The organism is Shewanella sp. SP1S2-4 (assembly GCF_031932075.1).
GTDB lineage: Bacteria > Pseudomonadota > Gammaproteobacteria > Enterobacterales > Shewanellaceae > Shewanella > Shewanella baltica.
The window spans coordinates 1-3,854 of the sequence record NZ_JAUOET010000054.1 but is presented as its reverse complement, the minus strand read 5'-3'; the positions used below and the strand labels follow the sequence as shown (position 1 = coordinate 3,854).

The 3,854-nt window shown below is 44.9% G+C and carries 4 protein-coding genes; all 4 read left to right on the top strand.

Annotated features, from left to right (window positions below):
• Nucleotides 1-648 (top strand): hypothetical protein (locus Q4Q52_RS22130; RefSeq protein ID WP_311991696.1); only part of this gene is annotated, 648 nt, incomplete at its 5' end.
• Between the two features lie 15 nt (nt 649-663).
• Nucleotides 664-1,335, top strand: coding sequence for a hypothetical protein (locus Q4Q52_RS22125; protein WP_311991695.1), 672 nt, complete (start codon nt 664-666; stop codon nt 1,333-1,335).
• On the top strand, nt 1,266-2,981 hold the full coding sequence (locus tag Q4Q52_RS22120) for an RHS repeat-associated core domain-containing protein (RefSeq protein ID WP_311991694.1): 1,716 nt from the start codon (nt 1,266-1,268) through the stop codon (nt 2,979-2,981). Before Q4Q52_RS22125 ends, Q4Q52_RS22120 begins: the two co-directional genes overlap by 70 nt.
• On the top strand, nt 2,956-3,366 hold the full coding sequence (locus tag Q4Q52_RS22115; RefSeq protein ID WP_311991693.1) for a hypothetical protein: 411 nt from the start codon (nt 2,956-2,958) through the stop codon (nt 3,364-3,366). The genes Q4Q52_RS22120 and Q4Q52_RS22115 overlap by 26 nt, the downstream gene beginning before the upstream one ends.
• The last annotated feature ends 488 nt before the right edge of the window (nt 3,367-3,854 follow it).

The window sequence follows — 3,854 nt, the reverse complement described above, 5'->3', positions numbered from 1 at the left end:
GGTGCAGTGCTCTCCTCGATAGATATCAACGGTGTGACCACCATCAATACCGTGAATTTTATCGGCAAAATCACCAGCAGCGGCAGCGCTAAAGGGGCCACAGTTGTCACGCCAACCGTGTATAGCAGTATGGAATGGTTAACTGGCAATTATGCCTACAGCGTCACGCAGCGCAGCAGTGGCCAACCGGAAACCATCGTCTATTTTGACAGCTTAAATCGAGAGGTGAAGACCGTTACGGCTGGATTTGCAGGGGATATTATTACTGCAAAACGCTATGACGTTAGAGGCAATTTGGTAAGCGAGACTCGGCCAACCCAATCCTATGGGGCGGCTGAAGTCGTGCAATATCAAGATTTTGACGTACTAGGCCGACCCAGTCGCAAATTGTATGACGATGGCATGGTCTCTTATCAATCGCAATACACTTATGTTGATGGTATTCGAACCGATATCAATGTCTCGGGCGACTTTAATCTCCAAATGAGTCGCAGCTATAACAGCTTGGGCCAATTACTGAGTACAACCGATGCCAAAGGACATCACAGCTATTTTGCTTATAATGCCACCGGTTTACCGGTACTCATTCAAGATGTGCTCGGCAGTCGTATTACTGCGCAGTATGATGATTTGGGGCGCAAGGCATGATTTGATGACCCCAATATGGGTAAGTGGTTATTCAGTTACAATCAGTTTGGCGAGTTAGCTACCCAAACTGATGCGCGTAATCTCGTCACCACGTTTACCTACGACAAACTGGGCAGACAAACAAAGCAAACCAATACCCAAACTACACGCACTTGGGTGTATGACACCACGGTCGGTAATGGCAAGTTGTATCAAGCCAGTGTTACAGGGCACACGCAAACCCACAGTTACGATACCGCGGGGCGGATGATACAAACCATCACGCAAATGGGCGGCCTTAACTTAACTGAAAAGTATGTCTACGACAGTCAATTTGGCCGCCTCAAGGCCATGGCCTTCCCCAGTGGTGAGCATGTTGCTTACCGTTTCAATGATAACGGCTATCTGATTGAAGACTATCAACGCTTTACCGATGGCAGTGAATTGTCTCTACGCACGGTTGAGGCATACAGTGCCTTAGGGAGTATCAACCAGCAACGATTCAGCAACGATTCAGCAACGGTAAGATACAACAATTCTTCCGCAATGAAGCGGGCTCTCCACTTTCGATTTGTACCAGTAATAACGGCAGTTGTAGCACGGTCGGTATTCAGTATCTTAACTATGACTACGATGCTATGGGCAATCTGGTTCGGCAAGAAAATGCCATCGCTCGCTTTGCAGAGGATTATACCTACGATGAACTGATGCGGGTCGATAATTCCACCAAAACCGTTAAAGGCACCCCGTATGCGCCTATCAATTATGACTATGATGCCGCGGGGAATATTCTGGTCAAAGGTGATTATGGCAGCAGTTATCTCTATGGTAACGTGGGTAAAGGTTTAGGGGGTAATGCAGGCCCAAACGCGATACGGCAGTTTATTCGCGGCGGTACAACCTACAACTTTACCTATGATAACAATGGTAATCGGTTAATTGGCGATGGGGCGACCTTAACCTACGATGACCAAAACAAGCCGTTAACTGTAGTACGTAATGGCACTACCAGTACCTTTAGTTATGATGCGAATGGTCAGCGCTATAAACAGGTTAAGCAGCAAGGTAGCAGCATCACCACTACCTACTATGTAGGCAGTTTTGAGCGTGAGGTCAGCAGCGGTGCCACCATCGATAAAACTTACATCGGTGACCACACCATCAAGATGAAAGCCCATGTGGGGAGCTTAGGCAATCAGTCACCGTTGCAGCATGTCTTAAGGGACCACTTAGGCAGTGTCGATACCTTAATCGATGGACAAACGGGTGCTGTCCTGCAATACCGGGGTTATGATGTGTTCGGCCGGCCACAGGATATTGCCGCAGGCAATGTATTACTGACGGCCTGGCAAGGCGTGACTAAGGGCTACACCAATCACGAGCATTTGAATGAGCAGCAGTTAATTCATATGAACGGGCGGATTTACGATTTCAACGTCGGGCGTTTCTTAAGTGTTGACCCGTTCTTGCAGTTCCCCGAGAACAGCCAGAGTGCTAACCCATATTCGTATATCCTCAATAACCCTATGAGCGGGACAGATCCGACGGGGTATGCAGCGACTGGTGGCGGTTGTACTACAGGCTCAAATACAGGTTTTAAAGGGTTTTGTACCTCAGTGCAGTTGGCAGATACTGAGTCAAAGAAGAAAAAGAGCAAAGTTGCTAACGGAGAGAATAACGACCAAAATTCAATCAGACCACAACTTGTAAATAAACCAGCCGAAGTTGGAAAACAAGATAATGCGAACATAGAGCTTAATACATCAGCTGAAGCCGCAACAGCAGATACGTTTAGACTTCCAATGTTACCGTCAGGTGCTCCTGACGAAGTTAATTTGACAGAATTGAACAGTAGGTTGCAAGGTCTTTGGGATAAAAGTGTCGAAAGTGGTTATATAGAGTATGGGGGGACGATTGTTGACCTTTTTAAAAGAATATTGTTAGTTAATACTGGCTCTGGAACTGGTAAAACGTTTACTCCAGATCTTAAAGTACGTGGAAGCATGAATATTTTAGGTACAGTTCATACTCATCCATATTCTGAAGCCGAGGGTGGGTTTACAGGAGTCTCGTTTAGTGGAGAAGATATCGCTTACCTTATAAATAATAAGCATAGTATTGCTATTACTATGAGTGGCACATCTCAGTTCATGTTAATGCGTACAGCTTCTTCACCCGCTGAAGTTGACCATAATAGGTTTGGGCGTCTGCAGAATATTCGTATTGCAGAGCTTGTTAATAATGGTTTAGATAATAGTCAAGCTAGCAGAATAGCGGCATCAGAAACAGCAAAGCAGTATGGCTTGGCTTACTATGAGGGTACGAACGGTGTCTTTAAAAAAGTTAAAAACTAACGGCTATTTTTTAATCGCTTCATCAGCAACTTTGCTGCTGTTTGCTGTTAATTTCTCTGCTAGTGGCATTGTAAAAGGCGATCTTATTGAATGCTCTACTAGCAAAGAGTTCAATCAAGCTTTGCTGTTACTAGATAGTTCAAGGAAAGCAGTGTTAGAACTAAAGTTCGAAATAGCTTTAGAAATGGAAAATCGTGCTTTGAATTTGCTCGGGGACTCTTACCAAGATCCTCGTGTTATGGATGACACGAGTATGAATATTGTTTTTGCGGATTCAGCCGAACGCCGAGGAGAATATAAGAACGCTGCAAACTTAAAACTAAGGGTTTTAGAAAGCAGACTTGAAAGTCTGAAGACTAAATGCCAAAAACATAAGTCAGAATAGCCACAATAAATAAGAAAGGCAGACAGGACAGCCCCTACATTTTTCCAATGAGCCCTATTTCTTGGGGCTTTATCTTGCCTGAAACCGGGCAGTTTGACCAGCAGCCTGAGCAGTGCTTGCCAGTAGAAGTGATCAGTTTTTGCCAGCAGGGCGGGCAGTTTGGGGCAGCGCCACCAACTGATGGCACTGACGCAATTGATCGCTTCTGCTGTTTATGGGTGATCACTTCTACTGCTTTGAGCTGCTCAGTCTGCTGCAAGTGTTGACAAAATGAGTTTTAGAAGAGCATTCGCTTAAGTTCATGCAAAGAAAATGGATGGCTTGTTTATCGGGTTTAATACTAACGTTCAATAATCGCCTTACAAATATTAATCCGAAATCAATGAATTAGAGTAAAAAATCTAGCAAGGTTTTGTCCAAAAGCTTGCTGGGTATCTCCTTCATACAGACTGGTTACACTAGTGCCCAAAAGGTGAGCAATGGTGATT

What these genes read in the sequence shown, in the direction of transcription:
- Q4Q52_RS22125 (WP_311991695.1), top strand. Translation starts at nt 664, where the DNA reads ATGGGTAAGTGGTTATTCAGTTACAATCAGTTTGGCGAGTTAGCTACC.
- Q4Q52_RS22120 (WP_311991694.1), top strand. Translation starts at nt 1,266, where the DNA reads ATGGGCAATCTGGTTCGGCAAGAAAATGCCATCGCTCGCTTTGCAGAG.